The organism is Paenibacillus motobuensis, from assembly GCF_039521865.1.
Classification (GTDB): Bacteria; Bacillota; Bacilli; order Paenibacillales; family Paenibacillaceae; genus Fontibacillus; species Fontibacillus motobuensis.
This window is the reverse complement of record NZ_BAAACX010000009.1, coordinates 692,199-707,430: the sequence shown is the minus strand read 5'-3', so window position 1 is coordinate 707,430 and position 15,232 is coordinate 692,199. Positions and strand designations below refer to the sequence as shown.

The 15,232-nt window shown below is 48.2% G+C and carries 13 protein-coding genes; all 13 read left to right on the top strand.

Going from position 1 to position 15,232, the window contains the following annotated elements; genetic code table 11:
• The first annotated feature begins 157 nt into the window (after window positions 1-157).
• The 13 genes from rimP (at window position 158) to ABD014_RS13785 (ending at window position 15,016) form a co-directional block, all read left to right on the top strand.
• A complete protein-coding gene (gene rimP / locus ABD014_RS13845) occupies window positions 158-619 on the top strand; it encodes a ribosome maturation factor RimP (protein WP_343861960.1) in 462 nt (153 codons plus the stop codon).
• Between the two features lie 41 nt (window positions 620-660).
• Window positions 661-1,758 carry a transcription termination factor NusA gene (gene nusA, locus ABD014_RS13840; RefSeq protein WP_343861958.1) on the top strand — a complete coding sequence of 366 codons (1,098 nt, stop codon included), beginning with the start codon at window positions 661-663 and terminating at the stop codon, window positions 1,756-1,758.
• Between the two features lie 66 nt (window positions 1,759-1,824).
• On the top strand, window positions 1,825-2,142 hold the full coding sequence (gene rnpM, locus ABD014_RS13835) for an RNase P modulator RnpM (RefSeq protein WP_127000332.1): 318 nt from the start codon (window positions 1,825-1,827) through the stop codon (window positions 2,140-2,142).
• The gene (locus ABD014_RS13830) at window positions 2,135-2,458 is read left to right on the top strand and encodes a L7Ae/L30e/S12e/Gadd45 family ribosomal protein (RefSeq protein ID WP_343861955.1); all 324 of its coding nucleotides are present in this window, start codon (window positions 2,135-2,137) and stop codon (window positions 2,456-2,458) included. Before rnpM ends, ABD014_RS13830 begins: the two co-directional genes overlap by 8 nt.
• Window positions 2,451-5,075, top strand: coding sequence for a translation initiation factor IF-2 (infB, locus tag ABD014_RS13825; RefSeq protein ID WP_343861953.1), 2,625 nt, complete (start codon window positions 2,451-2,453; stop codon window positions 5,073-5,075). Before ABD014_RS13830 ends, infB begins: the two co-directional genes overlap by 8 nt.
• Before the next feature lie 15 nt (window positions 5,076-5,090).
• Window positions 5,091-5,444 (top strand): 30S ribosome-binding factor RbfA, encoded by a 354-nt coding sequence (gene rbfA, locus ABD014_RS13820; protein ID WP_127000326.1) that lies wholly within the window; start codon window positions 5,091-5,093, stop codon window positions 5,442-5,444.
• A 58-nt stretch (window positions 5,445-5,502) separates the two neighbouring features.
• Window positions 5,503-6,480, top strand: a complete 978-nt coding sequence (locus tag ABD014_RS13815; RefSeq protein ID WP_343861949.1) for a DHH family phosphoesterase — start codon at window positions 5,503-5,505, stop codon at window positions 6,478-6,480.
• The gene (gene truB / locus ABD014_RS13810) at window positions 6,477-7,400 is read left to right on the top strand and encodes a tRNA pseudouridine(55) synthase TruB (protein WP_343861947.1); all 924 of its coding nucleotides are present in this window, start codon (window positions 6,477-6,479) and stop codon (window positions 7,398-7,400) included. The genes ABD014_RS13815 and truB overlap by 4 nt, the downstream gene beginning before the upstream one ends.
• A gap of 145 nt (window positions 7,401-7,545) precedes the next feature.
• A complete protein-coding gene (locus ABD014_RS13805; protein ID WP_343861945.1) occupies window positions 7,546-8,493 on the top strand; it encodes a bifunctional riboflavin kinase/FAD synthetase in 948 nt (315 codons plus the stop codon).
• A gap of 162 nt (window positions 8,494-8,655) precedes the next feature.
• Window positions 8,656-8,925: a 30S ribosomal protein S15 gene (gene rpsO, locus ABD014_RS13800; RefSeq protein ID WP_251407130.1), complete on the top strand. Its 270-nt coding sequence runs from the start codon at window positions 8,656-8,658 to the stop codon at window positions 8,923-8,925.
• Between the two features lie 270 nt (window positions 8,926-9,195).
• Window positions 9,196-11,298 carry a polyribonucleotide nucleotidyltransferase gene (gene pnp / locus ABD014_RS13795; RefSeq protein ID WP_343861942.1) on the top strand — a complete coding sequence of 701 codons (2,103 nt, stop codon included), beginning with the start codon at window positions 9,196-9,198 and terminating at the stop codon, window positions 11,296-11,298.
• A 179-nt stretch (window positions 11,299-11,477) separates the two neighbouring features.
• Window positions 11,478-13,223, top strand: a complete 1,746-nt coding sequence (locus ABD014_RS13790; RefSeq protein WP_343861940.1) for an ABC transporter ATP-binding protein — start codon at window positions 11,478-11,480, stop codon at window positions 13,221-13,223.
• Window positions 13,220-15,016: an ABC transporter ATP-binding protein gene (locus tag ABD014_RS13785; RefSeq protein WP_343861938.1), complete on the top strand. Its 1,797-nt coding sequence runs from the start codon at window positions 13,220-13,222 to the stop codon at window positions 15,014-15,016. Before ABD014_RS13790 ends, ABD014_RS13785 begins: the two co-directional genes overlap by 4 nt.
• The last annotated feature ends 216 nt before the right edge of the window (window positions 15,017-15,232 follow it).

The window sequence follows — 15,232 nt, the reverse complement described above, 5'->3', positions numbered from 1 at the left end:
GGACTAATGGTGGTAAAGGTGTTTTACTTGTCACTATTACCAGACTATGTTATAATTTTTTTGGTAATCATGGAGATAGAAACGTTGTCTAAAGAGTGGGGAAACCCACTCTTTACTCTTTGGTATACAGGAAACAATTGATGGAGGTAATGTACTCTTGAGCACACCGAAAATCAAAGCAGCCGTAGAACAGATGGTAATGCCCTATCTCGAGGAGAACGGCTTTGAATTGGTTGATATTGAATATGTAAAGGAAGGCAGCAATTGGTTTTTGCGTGTCTTCGTTGACAAGGACGGCGGTATCGACATTGATGACTGCGGCCGGATCAGCGAATATCTCAGCGAGAAGCTGGATGAGAATGATCCGATCCCATCCGCGTACTTCCTTGAAGTGTCCTCGCCTGGTGCGGAACGGCCGTTGAAGAAAGCGGACGATATAGTCAAAGCCGTAGGCAAGGATGTGTTTGTCACTACATACGAACCGGTGAATGGCCTGAAGGAATTTGAGGGACGCCTTCTCTCTTTTGAGAATGACGAGCTTATCATTGAAGTCGGCAAGCAGAAACATGCCGTATCGTATAGTAAAGTTGCTAGCGCCAGATTGGCGATTATTTTTTAACAACACTTATATAGGATTATGAAAGGGGGAACTCGAGGCAAATGAGTATGGATTTTATCGAAGCCTTGAATGATTTGGAAAGGGAAAAAGGGATCAGCAAAGATATATTGTTTGAAGCTATTGAAGCAGCACTGATCTCCAGCTATAAACGGAATTTTAATACGGCGCAGAATGTTCGTGTAGATATGAACCGTCATACGGGATCTATTAGAGTATTTGCGCGCAAGCTCATTGTTGAAGAAGTTCTCGATCCTCGTACAGAAATTTCGCTGCATTCAGCACGCGAGATCAACCCTAGCTTCCAGCTGGACGATGTAGCTGAAATTGAAGTAACGCCTAGAGATTTTGGACGGATTGCGGCGCAGACGGCGAAGCAGGTGGTAACCCAACGTATTCGTGAAGCGGAGCGTGGATTGATCTATAACGCTTTTGTTGAGAAGGAAGAAGATATCGTTACTGGTATCGTACAGCGTCAGGATCAGCGTAATGTCTATGTCGACCTGGGCAAGATTGAAGCGCATCTTCCACTGAATGAATTAATGCCCGGTGAGAAGTTCAAGCACGGCGACCGGATCAAAGCGTATATTACAAAGGTTGAGAATACCACCAAAGGACCGCAAATCTTGCTGTCCCGTACGCATCCTGGTTTGTTGAAGCGTTTGTTCGAGCTGGAAGTTCCTGAGATTTTCGATGGCGTAGTTGAAATTCGTTCTGTTGCTCGCGAAGCTGGGTTCCGTTCGAAGATCGCCGTCTATTCCCGCAATAGTGAGGTAGATCCGGTCGGCTCTTGCGTTGGTCCGAAGGGCACGCGCGTGCAGACGATTGTAACCGAGCTTCATGGTGAAAAGATCGACATCGTACGCTATTCCGACAATATTGAGGAGTATGTAGCCAATGCACTTAGCCCTTCCAAGGTGCTGGAGGTGCAAGTGTTCGAGGCTGAGAAGATGGCCCGTGTTATCGTGCCGGATTATCAGCTCTCGCTGGCGATCGGCATTAAGGGGCAGAATGCGAGACTTGCTGCTAAGCTGACAGGCTGGAAAATCGATATTAAGAGTGAGACCCAGGCAGAGGAAGAGTTCGGTAGAGAGAAGACCGAGCAGGAAGAGTTGCCGCAGGACTCCATATCTATAGATTAGTATTTACAGGACTACCTCTTTGAAGAGATATAGGCATAACCGGGAGTATGTATGGGGGGGCTTGAAATGAAAGCTAAAAAAATACCAATGCGCAAATGCGTAGCTTGCCAGCAAATGATGCCGAAAAAATCGTTGATTCGCGTCGTTCGTTCACCAGAGGGTGAGGTTTCGATTGATCTGACTGGCAAAAAATCGGGGCGTGGTGCATATCTTTGCGGACAGGTTGCTTGCTTTAAGCTCGCCCATAAGAACCGCGCGCTGGACCGTGCCTTAAAGGCTACGGTAGGAGCAGAGGTCTACGAACAGTTGGCCCATGATTTCCTGGCGATCGAAGATGAGTTCCATCTCAGCCAGGAGCAGGAAGAGGAAGATAGCGATGAGTAAAATGTTGTCCCGGCTTGGCCTGGCAATGCGTGCTGGCAAGTTGGTGACCGGTGATGAAATCGTAATGAAAGCCATTCGGTCGGAGGAGGCCAAACTGGTTATCGTTGCGGGGGACGCTTCAAATAATACCCACAAGAAATTCCGCGATAAATGCGGCACATACAATGTCCCTTTGATCATCGGGCCGGATCGGATCCGTCTTGGTTCAAGTATTGGAAAACCAGAGCGGGTCGTAATAGCACTGACGGATCAAGGGTTTGCCGATATGATTCGAGAAGAAATCGAGAAAACGCCGGAGGTGGAGTATATTGAGTAAACAAGAGAACAAAGATAAACTCAGAGTCTATGAATATGCAAAGTCACTTAATATGAGCAGCAAGGAAATTATAACCATTCTTAAGCGTCTTAATATCCCAGTTAACAATCATATGAGTGTTATGGAGAATGACACCGTTACGAAGGTGGAACAATTCTTCAAGGATATTAAGAGCAATGCAGCAGCCAAACGTGATGGAGGCGGGCGTAATGAGGCTTCGTCTAAGCCGGCTTCAGCCAACGCCAAGCCAGAACCAGCGAAGAGTGGATCTGATCATCATAGGAACCAGGCCCACGCTGCGTCAACAAACCAAGTAACAAGTAATAACAAAAATCAACAAGAAAAGCAGGTAAGCATGAATACAAAAACAAATTCCAATAGACCATCTGCCACAGGCAGCAATACAGCGTCACAAGATAGAAGTCAACGTTCTAACGGGGGGAGCCAGCAAGGCTCGCGTCCGCAACAGGGCTCACGTCCACAACAGGGCTCACGTCCACAGCAGAATTCGAACCAGCCTGGGAACCGTTCTCAGCAATCAGGCCGTCCTCAGGGGCAAGCAGGTGGCGGACAACAACGTACCAATTCATCACAGCAAACTCGCAGCACTTCTGCACCTTCAACCCCGGCTAGTTCTGGTGGCAAGAAGTTTGACCGCGAGAAGCCGGCGTTTAACAACGACCGTAGCAGCAATGGACAGAACCAAGGCGCCAAAAAAGGCAAATTCACGAATAACAATAACAATAATAAGTCCAAAGGCTTCGATGATCGCCAAGGCGGATATAGAAACAATCGTGGCGGTAGAGGCGGCAAGGGCGGTAGAGGTGGAAATCAACAGCCTCCGCGTGAGAAGATTGATAATACACCGAAGAAAATCATTGTGCGTGGCACGATGACCGTTGGTGAGGCGGCCAAGCTGCTGCATAAGGATGCTTCTGAAGTAATTAAGAAGCTTATGCTGCTCGGCGTCATGGCTGCAATCAACCAGGAGCTTGATATCGATACAATCCTGCTGTTGGCCGGTGACTTCGGAGTAGAAGTAGAAGTGAAGATCCCTGTCGAGGATGATCGCTTCGAGACGGTTGAGGAAGTCGATGATGAAGCAGACTTGAAAGAACGTCCACCAGTCGTTACGATTATGGGCCACGTTGACCACGGTAAGACGACATTGCTTGATGCCATCCGCTCGACGAATGTATCCAGTGGAGAAGCCGGCGGCATCACTCAGCATATTGGCGCGTATCAAGTTGAAATTAACGGTAAGAAAATTTCATTCCTTGATACACCGGGTCACGAAGCGTTTACAGCGATGCGTGCTCGCGGTGCGCAATTGACGGATATTACGATTATCGTAGTTGCTGCAGATGACGGCGTCATGCCGCAGACCGTTGAGGCGATTAACCATGCCAAGGCTGCAGGCCTGCCGATTATCGTCGCTGTCAATAAAATCGATAAACCAGAAGCTAATCCAGATAAAGTGAAGCAAGAATTGACCGAGTACGAACTCGTTCCAGAGGAATGGGGCGGAGATACGATCTTCGTAAACGTATCGGCCAAGCAAAGAATGGGGCTTGAGGATCTGCTTGAGATGATTCTTCTCGTAGCAGAAGTTAACGAGTATAAGGCAAATCCTAACAAGCGCGCCCGTGGAGCAGTCATTGAGGCTGAGCTTGACAAAAATCGGGGACCGGTTGCACGGGTGCTCGTGCAGCATGGTACATTTAAGGTTGGCGATGCATTCGTAGCCGGCAACTGCTTCGGCCGCGTGCGCGCCATGGTTAATGACAAAGGACGCCGTATTAAGGAAGCGGGGCCTTCAACGCCAGTTGAAATTACCGGTCTGAATGAAGTTCCACAAGCTGGCGATCCGTTCATGGTGTTTGAGGATGAGCGCAAGGCTCGTTCGATCGCCGATAAACGGGCAACGACCGAACGTCAATCCTCGCTTGGTGCAAATACCCGCGTTACGCTTGACGATCTGTTCCGCCACATCAAGGAAGGCGAAATTAAGGATCTGAACGTCATTATCAAAGCGGACGTTCAAGGTTCGGTTGAGGCTCTTAAGGGGTCGCTTGAGAAAATCGAGGTTGAAGGTGTACGCGTGAAGATTATTCATAGCGGTGCCGGAGCGATTACTGAATCGGATATTATTCTGGCAGCGGCATCGAACGCGATTGTTATCGGCTTTAACGTTCGTCCGGATAGTCAGACTAAAGCGACTGCAGAGCAAGAAAATGTAGATATTAGACTTCATCGCGTCATTTACAATGCCATCGAAGAGATTGAGCAGGCGATGAAGGGAATGCTTGATCCGGTTTATAAAGAATCAGTTATCGGGCATGCTGAAGTAAGAAATACGTTCAAGGTTAGCAAGGTCGGGACGATTGCAGGTTGTATGGTTACTTCCGGCAAGATTACCCGTTCGGCAGAAGCGCGCTTGATTCGCGAAGGCATCGTGGTGTATGAGGGCAAGATCGATTCCCTCAAACGCTTCAAGGATGATGCTAAGGAAGTGGCTCAAGGCTATGAGTGCGGTATTACCTTGGATAATTACCATGATGTTAAAGAGGGCGACGTGATCGAAGCATTTATTATGGAAACCGTCGAACCTAAGTAAGGTGAGGTGTCATCAATGGCCAAGAATCGTACCGGCCGGGTAGGCGAAGAAATCAAGAAAGAACTTAGCGTGATGATCCAGCGCGAATTGAAGGATCCGCGCATTGGATTTGTTACGGTGACAGGTGTCGATGTGACAAGCGATCTATCGCAAGCAAAAGTGTATTTGAGCGTGTTTGGCGATGAAGAACAGAAGAAGGATACGCTCAAAGCGTTAGACAAAGCAACTGGTTTCTTGCGAACCGAAATCGGTAAGCGGATCAGATTGCGGCATACACCTGAGCTGATCTTCAAGATCGACGAGTCGATCGCTTACGGTAGCCGCATCGAGAAACTGCTCGATGAAATTTCTGAAGAAGGCGAAAATTAACAACAAGGTGTGTTCAAAGGCGTAAGGCTTTTGGATTCACCCCTTAAAGGAGACGGCAATGCAAACCAAAGAACGTGAGTTCCAACAGGTCAGACAATTCCTGATGGAGCATGACGATTTCCTGGTCGTAGCGCATATTCAGCCGGATGGAGATGCAGTCAGTTCCACGTTAGCAGTGGGCTGGCTTCTCTCTTGTTTGGGCAAAAGTTTTACGATGGTGAATGAGGGGCCGATCCCCCGCCGTATGATGTATTTATGGCAAGCTGAGCAGATTGTAGATCTCTCACAGGCTCCGCTTGATACTAAATTCAGCCATGTCATTTGCGTGGATTGCGCAGATTTTAAACGAGTTGGTCGGACTGCGGAATGGTTCGCTGATGATGCCCTTATCTTGAATATTGATCATCATCCAACCAATGATGCATACGGTGCCGTTAATTTAATTGTGCCTGAGGCGGCTGCGACCGCGGAGATTTTATATGATCTATTAAAATATATGGAGGTTCCGTTGAATTTTGAGGTCGCAACAGCGATTTACACCGGAATGTTAACGGATACCGGAGGATTTAGATATTCCAACACGACGCCGAAGGTGATGGCGATTGCTTCGGATCTGCTCGAATACAGGGTGGATGGTCCAGGGTTGTCCGAGCTTCTACTTGAACAAATGACCTTGCCGCAATTGAAGCTCTTGACGAGAGCGTTGAACGGGCTACAGATCACGGATGATGGCAAGATCAGTTGGGTAGTCATTCAGGATAAGGATATGAAATTAACTGGGGCTATCCATGAGGACCTCGAAGGCATTGTGAATTATCCTCGCAATATTCAAGGGGTAGAAGTCGGGATGCTGTTCAAGGTGATACACGAAGGCGCTGTGAAAGTCAGCCTTCGATCCGCAGGCAAGGTAGATGTGGCCAAGGTTGCCCAACACTTCGGCGGTGGCGGACATGTGCGTGCGGCTGGAGCACGGATCGAGGGGGATCTGGCACAGATCGTGTCACGTGTTGTGGAGCAGGTGAAATTACAGTTATGATATCATATGAAGGAATTCTCCCTATCGCCAAGCCGGTTGGCTTTACTTCACACGATGTTGTTGCCAAAGCGCGCGGCATTCTAAAGATGAAGCGGATCGGCCATACAGGGACGCTCGATCCAGCGGTGACTGGAGTCTTGCCACTATGCCTCGGAAGAGCAACTAGAATGGTTGAATATTTGCAGGAATTGCCCAAGGAATATGAAGCCACTCTCGTGCTAGGCATTGCTACTGATACAGAGGATATGACCGGAACGGTGATTGAACGTGACGAGCATGTCTCTGTAGATGAAGAACGGGTGTCTGCTGTCTTGTCCCAATTCATCGGTACAATATCACAGGTTCCTCCGATGTATTCAGCGGTGAAGCAGGATGGGAAGCGACTCTATGAACTGGCCCGCGAGGGCAAAGTCGTAGAACGCAAGGCGCGTGAAGTGACCATTCATGAGCTGGAGTTGATCTCGTATCAACCGGATTTAGCCTATCCGGAATTGTCATTCCGCGTGCTCTGTTCCAAAGGCACTTATATCCGTACGCTCTGCGTGGACATCGGGCGAGCTCTAGGTGTTCCTGCGTCGATGCTTCGACTCAAGCGAACGATGTCCGCTGGAATCCGTGATGAGCATTGCCTAACGCTGGAACAGGTAGCTGAGCATGTTCAAGCTGGAACTTTGCAGTCATACCTGTTACCGATCGATCAGGCTGTTCAGCATTTACCTGCGCATATCGTGCAAGAGGAGAAGGTACAGGCAGCCTTGCAAGGACAGCGAATCTCCCCTTTTGCTATCAAGCCGTCTGCGAATCGTGGGGACGTCATCCGTCTATACAGTCCTGCCGAGCAATTTTTGGGCATTTTCCGTATAGGGGAAGAGACCGGGGCGATTACTCCAGTGAAGGTATTTCTGCCCGATTCGAATTAGGCTCCGAGTAAGTATAGGTTCTAAATCTACTCCGTGATCAAAAGTGGACTTTTTGAACTGCCTCTATAATTGTGCGTTCAAAAAGGCCAGTTTTCAGCACCGAGAGTGAACAACCTCTATATCAGTGAAATTGCAGGTGAGACAAGTGGAAACGATATATTTGACCTATCCATTAACTGAAGATGTGATCGCGCGGAGCGCTAGAAAGCAGGTCATTGCCATCGGCCAATTCGATGGACTGCATCTAGGTCATGCGAGTGTCATTAAATCTGCAGTACGGGTTGCTGCCGAGCAGGGTCTCCCTTCCGGCGTAATGACGTTTCATCCCCATCCGAAGGAAGTCATGAAGAAAGGTGACTATGAAGGATACCTGACCCCACCGGCGGAGAAAGAGAAGATTATCCGCGATATGGGTGTGGATTATTTATATATTGTAGAATTTAATGACAGCTTCTCGCGTGTAAGTCCGCAAAACTTTGTCGGTGGCATGCTGATGCCGCTTGAGATTCATACCGCTGTCGTTGGCTTTGATTTTCATTTTGGATATCGTGGCGAAGGCCACGCGGGAATGCTGCGCGAACTGAGCGATTACAAGCTTGATGTCACGATTGTGCCTCCGTTTCTGATCGAAGGCGATAAGGTGAGCAGCTCAAACATCCGCCTTGATCTTCAAGAAGGCAATGTGAAGCAAGTGCGGCGGTTATTAGGCCGTCCTTACTCCTTGTCGGGAATCGTCATGCACGGTGAGAAGCGCGGCCGTACCATTGGCTTCCCTACAGCTAACTTGAAGATGGGCGAGCATTTTGTCCTACCAAGAAAAGGAGTCTATGCCGTAAGAGTTGGCCATGAGGATCAGGTGCTGCATGGAGTTATGAATGTAGGGGTCAAGCCGACCTTCCATGAGGATGAGACCGTTCCCTCCATTGAGATTCATCTGTTAGACTTCAGTGGGGATCTGTACGGAAAACCGCTAACAGTCGAGCTAATCGGTTTCATTCGCGAGGAACGTAAATTCGGCTCTATTGAGCAATTAGTTGCCCAAATTACCAACGATGCCGAGACGGCGAAGCAAATATTGTCTTCGGCAGAATAATGCGAACAAGCATCATTTACTTTTATCTCTTATCTATGTTATACTGATTTACGTTGCTCATGCAGGATCTTCCTGCATGTCAATATAAACCTTGGCTTGGTTGTCAGGTCTCACCGTCCGACTACTAGGCTAATGGCGATTCTTGCAAAGGAGGTGGAAAGGATGGCATTAACTCAAGAGCGTAAACAACAATTGATCGAAGAGTACAAAACTCATGAATCCGACACCGGATCACCAGAGGTACAAATTGCTATCCTCACGGAGAACATCGTGAATTTGACGGAGCACTTGCGTTCCCATAAGAAGGACCATCACTCCCGTCGCGGTCTTCTGAAGATGGTTGGTCAACGCCGCAAGCTGTTGGCTTACTTGAAGAACAAAGACGTTAGACGTTACTCCGCGTTGATCGAAAGACTCGGATTGCGCCGTTAATTTTCCTTTGTTTGAGAAGCAGCCTGGTAGCCGCCGAGCGCTATTACAGCGAATGGTCGGCCGCCGGGTTGCTTTTTACGAAGAAATACAATATGTACTGTTTCTGAAGTATGACGCATATCTGCTAAATGAAGGGCTCCGTGAGGAGCTTTTGTTTTAGCTTTAATGGAAAAACAGACAATAATCATATTTATTGCTTTATGAATCGGCTAGAAGCAGGAAATAATGAGATTTGTAACGAAATTTTATTTGTGAATAAGGAGGGATTTCATGGAAAAACATGTAAAGATGGAGTTGGGAGGAAGACCTCTTACATTGGAGACCGGGCGCTTGGCCAAGCAGGCTAACGCAGCGGTAATGGTCCGTTATGGCGACACGGCTGTGCTATGTACGGTTACAGCGTCGGCAGAACCTAAGGATCTTGATTTTTTCCCATTGACCGTGAACTATGAAGAAAAGTTGTATGCTGTAGGTAAAATTCCCGGCGGCTTTATCAAGCGCGAAGGACGTCCGAGTGAGAAAGCGATTCTTGCAAGCCGTCTGACCGACCGTCCGATCCGTCCGCTGTTCCCTGAAGGGTTCCGCAATGATGTGCAGATCGTCAACCTGGTCATGAGCGTGGATCAGGACTGTGAGCCTGAAATTGCTGCGATGATCGGTACTTCGGCCGCACTGAGCATTTCGGATGTGCCTTTTAATGGACCGATTGGCGGGGTTGCTGTAGGACGTGTGAATGGCGAATTCGTCATTAATCCGAACATTGCTCAGCAAGAAGCAAGCGATATCTATGTTGTTGTATCTGGTACCAAAGATGCGATCATGATGGTTGAAGCCGAAGCCAATGAGGTTCCGGAAGAAGTGATGCTGGAAGCGATTATGTTCGGGCATGATGAGATCAAGAAGATCATCGCTGTGATCGAAGAGCTTGTTGCTCTTGCAGGCAAAGAGAAGATGGAAGTGAAGCTGCACGCTGTTGATGCAGAGGTGAATGGCGAAGTTCGCGCATATGCTGCCGAGCGTCTGATTGAAGCTGTTAAGATTGCTGAGAAGCATGCTCGTCAGGATGCAATCGATGCGATTAATGATGAGACTGTCGCATATTTTGAGGAGAAGTACATAGAATCTCCTGAGTTGTTGGATGATGTGAAGGAAGTGCTCCATGACATTGTCAAAGAAGAAGTGCGCCGCTTAATCACTCACGATAAAGTTCGTCCAGACGGACGTAAATTGAATGAGATTCGTCCGATCGAATGCGATATCAATTTGTTGCCACGTACCCATGGTTCTGGTCTGTTCACTCGTGGTCAGACGCAAGCGCTTAGCATTTGTACGCTTGGAGCATTGGGTGATGTACAAATTCTCGATGGTATCGACCTTGAGGAATCGAAGCGATTCATGCATCATTATAATTTCCCGCCATTTAGTGTCGGCGAGGCTCGTCCTCTGCGCGCACCAGGTCGCCGTGAAATTGGACATGGTGCATTGGGCGAACGGGCGCTGTCGAAGGTTATTCCACCAGAATCGGAATTCCCTTATACGATTCGTCTCGTATCTGAAGTATTGGAATCGAACGGCTCTACTTCTCAAGCGAGCATCTGTGCCAGCACACTGGCTATGATGGATGCTGGTGTTCCGATCAAAGCGCCTGTTGCTGGCGTAGCCATGGGCTTGATCAAAGACGGAGAGCATGTATCGATCTTAACAGATATTCAAGGGATGGAAGACCATCTTGGCGATATGGACTTCAAGGTAGCAGGTACAGCAGAAGGCGTAACCGCGATTCAAATGGATATCAAGATCGACGGAATCGATCGTCAAATCTTGTCCGAAGCCTTGGAGCAAGCAAGAGAAGGCCGTATGTTCATCCTGGGCAAAATGCTGGAACGCATTCAGGCTCCGAAGGAGCATTTGTCTCCATATGCGCCTAAGATTACAATTATGAACATTAATCCGGACAAAATCCGCGATGTTATCGGTGCTGGTGGCAAGATCATTAACAAGATCATTGAAGAGACCGGCGTTAAGATCGATATTGAGCAGGATGGACGAGTATTCATCGCTTCGACCGATGAAGAGATGAATAACAAAGCGCGCTCGATTATCGAAGGCATCGTTAAGGAAGTTGTCATTGGTGAGATTTACGTAGGTACGGTTAAACGGATTGAAAAATTCGGCGCCTTCGTAGAAATCCTGCCAGGCAAAGACGGACTAGTACACATCTCCCAGCTATCAACGGAGCGTGTTGCTAAAGTAGAGGATGTCGTTGCGATCGGAGACACAATTACTGTTAAAGTAACCGAGATCGATCAACAGGGACGTGTTAACCTTTCCCGTAAAGCGGTATTAACCGCGGAGGAAAAATCACACTCTTAAGCTCTAACTTTGAACAGATACCCGTTACGGGAAAAGAGGCAGAATGATCATTCTGGCTCTTTTTTGCGTGCTCTTTTATTTATACTTGTTTTTTACTTTGAATCTTCCGTTGAATTTATGTAATATTGAGGAATATTCTTCCATCGTAATTATGGTTGCCAAGAATGGGGAGGGGCGAGATGGCTACAAAAGAGAAATTATCAATGACCTGGCTCTTAACCTATTTGAAACCGGTCAGGGGGAAGCTTGCGCTTCTAGTTGTCATGCTGCTTGCCTCAACAGCTCTGCAGCTCATTAATCCGCAGATTGTGGCACGTTTTATCGATACGGCCGCTGCGGACGGTCTCGTATCCAGTCTTCTGGTGCTTGCAGGCGCTTTTCTCGTGGTGGCTGTAAGCAATCAGTTAATTACAGTAGCCGTAAGCTACATAGGCAATGATGTCGCCTGGAGATCGACGAACAAGTTGCGCGGCGATCTGCTCAGACACTGTCTGAAGCTGGATATGCGGTTTCATAATCTGAAGACGCCAGGAGAAATGATCGAGCGAGTCGATGGCGATGTTACGGGGATCTCAAATTTTTTCGCTATGTTCATTGTTCAAGTTATTGGGAGCTTCGTACTGTTGGCCGGGATATTAGGGTATATGTTCAATGTTAACGCTTTAATCGCTAGTGTAATGACTTTGTTCACACTGCTCGCTATTCTGTTCATGGTTATCATCCGCAATCTGGGTGTGCAGTCGTCCAAGAAAGAACGGGAAGCAAGTGCGGCTCTGTTCGGTCTAATCGAGGAGCGAATCGCCGGGATCGAGGATGTTCAGGCCAACGGACATGTGCCTTATGTGATGAATCGATTCTACCGCGCGATGCGCTCGGTAGCAATTACGGGACGAAGGGCATGGATGTTGCGGATCATTCCCTGGAACACGACAGTTGTACTGTTTGCGCTCGCCGTAACTGCTGTGCTGCTGCTCGGCGTTCATTATTATTTAACAGGTAGAATATCGCTGGGTATGCTGTTTCTCATCTATCAATATACACAGATGTTGAATGATCCGATCGAAATGCTTGGCGATCAGGTGCAGGAGTTCCAAAAGGCGAAATCCGGTATGCTTCGCTCCAGAGAATTGCTGTCAAGCCGCAGCGAGATTATAGGTGGGGATCAGGAGTTATTGCCCGAAGGTGCTCTAAGTCTAGAATTTGAAGCGGTATCATTTCACTATAGCGAGGATAAGCCCGTCTTGAACGATCTGACGTTCCGGGTTGAAGCCGGGGAGCGACTCGGGATTATCGGTCGAACGGGGAGTGGCAAATCGAGTCTTAGCCGTGTTCTACTACGACTCTATAACATCAATCAAGGGGTAATTCGAATCGGAGGCATCGATATTACGAAGCTGGATCTACCTGCGCTCTATCAGCGTGTAGGGATGGTTACTCAGGACGTGCAGCTATTCGATGGAACCCTGCGTGACAATCTAACGCTATTTAATCCCGAGGTATCGGATGAACAAATTCTGGAGACGACAGGACGCCTTGGGCTGAGTACATGGATCGAAGCTTTGCCGGATGGACTGGATACTCATCTGTCCTCGGGAGGCTCATCCTTGTCTGCTGGGGAAGCACAGTTGTTCGCGTTGACACGTGTATTTCTAACCGAGCCGAGTCTAGTCGTTCTGGATGAGCCGTCATCAAGGTTGGACGCGGCTACGGAATCGATGCTTCAGTTAGCTGTGGACTCACTAATGGAGAATTGTACCGGGGTAATTATCGCGCATCGCCTGGCTACGTTGGAGCAGGTTGACAAGATTTTAGTGCTCGGTGATGGGCAGATCTTGGAGTTCGGAGATCGAGAGGAACTGGCTAGCCGTCCAGATTCACACTATGCCAGATTGCTTGCAACCGGCAGAGAGGAGGAATTGGCATGAATATTACAGGCTTTATCAGCCGCCTATTCCGATATAAGCCGTCCCTGTTCATATTGAATGGACTGCTGTGGGGAGTATTTCACTCTTTGCCGCTCCTGTTCGGCCTTGGAATGCAATGGTTCTTTGACCGTGCGACGATGGGGAGCGATAATTATTTGTGGCTTGCCACGCCACTGATCTTCCTAGCGCTGGTCAGATTTCTGCGCGTGGGAACCTTCTTTACAGCCTTCTTTCAATGGGTAACTTATATTTTTCATATTCAGGCGATTTTGCGTACGAACATGCTGGCTGGAATTATGCGCTGGCCGGGGCGGAACTTGCCTGCGACTCCTGGGGAGGCAATGAGCCGATTTCGGGATGATGTGAATGAGGTGGTTGAATATGTGGAGTCCTGGGTTGATTTCTGGGGCAGACTGATATTTGCTACCGTGTCCATTGTCATTATGGCCAATATTAACTGGAAGATCACGCTGGTTGCAATTCTCCCTCTACTCATCGTAACCTTGCTGAACAATCTGTCCGGCAACAAGGCGCGCAAATACGGCCAGTTGAACCGTGAGGCAACCGGACGCATTACGAGCTTCATCGCTGAGACCTTTGGGGCAGTGCAGGCGCTCAAGCTTGGTCAGGCTGAGGAGCATGTGCATCGCAAGTTTACTGAGCTTAATGAGGAGCGGCGTCAGGCGGCGTTGAAGGACAATTTGTTCAAACAGTGGATGAGATCGCTGAACCAGCATGTACTGAGTATTTGCACAGGGCTGATCTTGCTCATGTGTGCGGCAGAGATGAAGGCAGGACGGTTTACAGTAGGGGATTTTGCCCTATATACGACTTATCTTACCAATATAGGCTTCAGTATATCGTTATTTGGTTATATGGTGTATCAGCATAAACGTCTGAAAGTATCTTTTGATAGAATGCGCAGCTTGTTCAGGCCAGGTGAAGAGGATCGAATTATCGAAGCGAGAGAGACTTATCTAAACAGTGAGCCGCCGCCGCTGCCAGTACGCCAGAGGAAGTCGGAGGAGCGTCTGCAAAGTCTCGAGGTAAATAACTTGTCCTATCATTATCCGGAATCGGACAGTGGGATATCGCAAGTGAATCTGCGACTGAAGCGGGGGCAATTCCTCGTGATAACTGGACGGATCGGCTCGGGTAAATCAACATTGGTGCGGGCACTGCTAGGTCTTCTGCCTAAAGAAGAAGGAGATATTATGTGGAATGGCAAGGTGGTAAATGCCGCCGAGTTCCTGATCCCTCCAAGAGCGGCCTATACTCCACAGGTGCCGCGCCTGTTCAGTGATACATTGAAGGAGAATATCGTTCAAGGTAGGCCGGATGAGCAAACTCTGGAGCGGGCGATTCGCTTGTCCGTCATGGACAAAGATATAGCCGATCTCGACGACGGACTGGATACATATGTTGGTCCACGAGGGGTTATGTTATCCGGCGGGCAAATCCAACGGGCAGCGACAGCTAGAATGATGATGACAGATTCGGACTTATATATATTTGATGATCTCTCTAGCGCGCTAGATGTAGAGACCGAGCAGAAGGTATGGGAAGGACTGTTCCAGGAAACGGATGTGACCTGTATTGCCGTATCGCACCGACGTGCAGCGTTAAGTAGGGCGGATCATATTATTGTTATGAAAGACGGGCAAATCGAAGCCGAGGGTACTTTGCAGGATCTGTTAGCCTCTTGTGAAGAAATGCGACTGCTATGGCAGGGTGAATCTGCGGATTCGGATCGAGAAGAGATCGTTAAAAATGTAGAATTGAGCTCGATATAAAGAGAGATGAAGATATTTAGGTTATAAATTGGACGTACCCGGCGATAGCAATCGCCGGGTACTTGTGTATTATTCGCTATTAGAGGTTGTTCAAAAATTTCGCCTTTGATAAGAAAACCAATCGAAGTCATTCAAGGATGAGCGACCGCGATCCAAAGGTAGGTTTTCTTGCGATATAAAATTCATCAGCTACGCTGATAACGTATAAATTCTATA